Genomic DNA, 2537 nt, shown 5'->3' with positions numbered 1-2537 from the left:
GAGCTGCGCCGGCTCGTCCTCGCGCTGTGGCAGACCGCCCTCATCCGCAACGAGCGTCCCCACATCGAGGACGAGGTGATGGCCGGGCTCCAGTACTACGAGGCCACCCTGCTCGAGGTCATCCCTCCGCTCAACGCCCAGATTGACGAGCGCCTCGGGTGCGGGGGCCGCGCCGTCGTGCGGCCCGGCTCGTGGATCGGGGGTGACCGCGACGGCAACCCGTACGTCACCGGCGAGGTGGTGCGGTTCGCCACCGACCGGGCGGCCGAGTTGCTCCACGGCCACTACGCCGAGCAGTTGCGCCTGCTCGAGCGTGAGTTGTCGATGTCGGCCCGGATCGTCGAGGTCGACTCCGGGATAGCCGCGTTGGCCGACTCCCTCACGGACACCGAGGTCGAGGGGAGTCCGGCGCGGGAGGACGTGCCGTTCCGCCAGGCGGTCCGGGTGGTCCGTCGTCGGCTCGCCGCGCGCGCCCGCGCGACCGGGTCGTCGTTGCCCCGCTCGGTGCTGCTGTCCGCGGGGCGGCTCATCGGCCTGGACGACGACCCCCCGTACGCCGGCCCGGAGGAGATGGCGGCGGACCTCGAGACGATCGACGCCGGGCTCTCCGCGGTGGGGTCCGACCTGCTGCGCGCCCCGCGACTGCGGGACCTGCGGTGGGCGCTCAACTCGTTCGGGTTCCACCTCCAGTCCCTGGACATGCGCCAGAACTCGGAGTCGCACGAGGACCTGCTCACCGAGCTGTTCGCGCTGGCCGGGGTGTCCGAGGACTACGCGGCGCTCGACGAGGACGCCCGCGTCGAGCTCCTGCTCGGCGAGCTCTCCCACGATCGACCGCTGCTCGGCGTCCGGGCGGAACTCTCGGAGTTCGCGGACAAGGAGATGGGCGTGCTGCGCGCCGCCGCGGAGGCGGTCGCCGGACTCGGACCCGACGTGGTGCCGCACTACATCGTGTCGATGTGCGGCTCGGTGTCCGACCTGCTCGAACCCGCCGTTCTCCTCAAGGAGGTCGGACTGTTCTCCGGCAGCCCGGACGAACCCCGGTCGACCGTGCGCCTCATCCCGTTGCTGGAGACCATCGACGACCTCGCCGGAGGGGCCCGAATGCTCGACGCGGCCCTGGCACTCCCCCAGTTCCGCGCACTGGTGCGGTCCCAGGAGGACGTGCTCGAGATCATGCTGGGCTACTCGGACTCCAACAAGGACGGCGGGTACCTCGCCGCCAACTGGTCGCTCTACGAGGCCGAGCTCGCGCTCGTCGACGCGGCCGCGCGTGCGGGTGTGCACCTGCGCTTCTTCCACGGCCGCGGCGGCGCGGTGGGACGGGGCGGCGGCAACTCCTACGACGCGATCCTCGCGCAGCCACCGGGCGCGGTGCAGGGCGCGTTGCGGATCACCGAACAAGGCGAGATCATCTCCGCCAAGTACTCGGAGCCGGTCCGCGCACGCCGCAATCTCGAGGCACTGGTGGCGGCCACGCTCGAGGTCTCGCTGCTCGACGTCGAGGGCCTGGGTGACGACGCCGAGCAGGCCTACGCGGTGATGGCCGCGCTCGCCCGGCTCGGCCGCGAGGCCTACGCCGAACTGGTGCACGAGGATCCGGGTTTCATCGAGTACTTCACCACCTCCACGCCGCTCAGCGAGATCGGTGAGCTCAACATCGGCTCCCGACCCACCTCCCGCAAGCAGACCTCCACGGTCGACGATCTCCGCGCCATCCCGTGGGTGCTGTCGTGGTCGCAGTCCCGCGTCATGCTTCCCGGCTGGTTCGGCGTGGGCAGCGCCCTCAAGCGCTGGATCGATGACGGTGGGAGTGCGACCGACGGTCACGCGAATGCCGGCGACGGTGACAGCACAGCCGCCGGGGGCACGAACGCCGAGGAACGGTTGGCCACGCTGCGGCGCCTCTACCGGGACTGGCCGTTCCTGCGCACCACGCTGTCCAACATGGCGCAGGTCATGGCCAAGGCCGACATGGGCCTGGCGGCCCGGTACGCCGAGCTGGTCCCGGACGCCGAGGTGGGCAGGAGGATCCACGGGGTGATCTCCGACGAGTTCGACCTCACCCGCGAGATGCTGCTGGCCGTGACCGGGCAGGAGACCCTGTTGGACGACAACCCGGCCCTCGCCCGCTCCGTCCGCAACCGGTTCCCGTACCTCGAGCCGCTCAACGTGCTGCAGGTGGAGTTGCTTCGGCGCTACCGCGCGGGCGACCGCGACCCCGACGTGCGGACGGGTATCCAGCTGACGATGAACGGCCTGGCCACCGCGCTGCGGAACTCGGGCTGAGCCCGGCCCCCACCACCCCGTCGAAGCCCCTATCCCCGTCGAAGCCCACCACCCCGTCGAGAAGAGCATTCCGAACACGTTTCTCGAGTGCGAATGCGCGAAACGCTCTTCTCGATGCCCCAGCCGGGCCGGGGCGGGGCGGGCCAGCCGGGCCGGCTACCGCAGTTGCCGCTGCGCGAGCGGGATGAGCAGCACGCACACCACCGCCAGGGCGGCGATCCACGGCACCGGACCGCCGAGACGGGACA

1 protein-coding gene is annotated in these 2537 nt (G+C 71.3%); it reads left to right on the top strand.

Features of this window, described 5'->3' with window-relative positions:
• A partial coding sequence (gene ppc, locus G6020_RS10275; protein WP_241732653.1) for a phosphoenolpyruvate carboxylase occupies positions 1 to 2289 on the top strand: 2289 nt, incomplete at its 5' end.
• Between the last annotated feature and the right edge of the window lie 248 nt (positions 2290 to 2537).

It is taken from the genome of Dietzia sp. B19, assembly GCF_014145155.1.
Taxonomy (GTDB): domain Bacteria; phylum Actinomycetota; class Actinomycetes; order Mycobacteriales; family Mycobacteriaceae; genus Dietzia; species Dietzia natronolimnaea.
This window is presented reverse-complemented; position numbering and strand designations above follow the sequence as displayed.